Raw genomic sequence first — 374 nt, forward strand, 5'->3', positions numbered from 1 at the left:
GTCGCGCGCCCGGTGCGCGCCCTCCATCCAGATCTTGGCGATGTCGGTCCGCCGGCGCCAGTGGTCCTGCAGGCAGCGCAGCGGCATGCCGAGGCAGCGCCCCGCCCGCTGGCAGGATTTACGATGGCAGTGCGCCGGCTGGCCGAGCCAGGTGTTGAACCGCGCGATCTCCGCCTCGCTCCGGCTCGGCACAGGGGGGCGCTCGGCCGGGCCCTGCGGCATGACGGTGTCGACCGAGCTGGTCATCGACGGCTCTCCTGGTTGTCGGTGGTCCGGGGTCCGCGGCCGTGCCGCTCTCCCGCATTCCGCTCCGAGACTGGGCAAGAATCGGCGGCTGCAGCTGATGTAGGATTCGTGGCATGACGAATCGCCCG

1 protein-coding gene is annotated in these 374 nt (G+C 71.4%); it reads right to left on the bottom strand.

Translation table 11 applies throughout. The features are described from left to right. On the bottom strand, positions 1-246 hold a 246-nt coding region (locus tag CH341_RS31990), incomplete at its 3' end, for a hypothetical protein (protein ID WP_146604739.1). Between the last annotated feature and the right edge of the window lie 128 nt (positions 247-374).

This window comes from Rhodoplanes roseus (assembly GCF_003258865.1).
Taxonomy (GTDB): Bacteria; Pseudomonadota; Alphaproteobacteria; order Rhizobiales; family Xanthobacteraceae; genus Rhodoplanes; species Rhodoplanes roseus.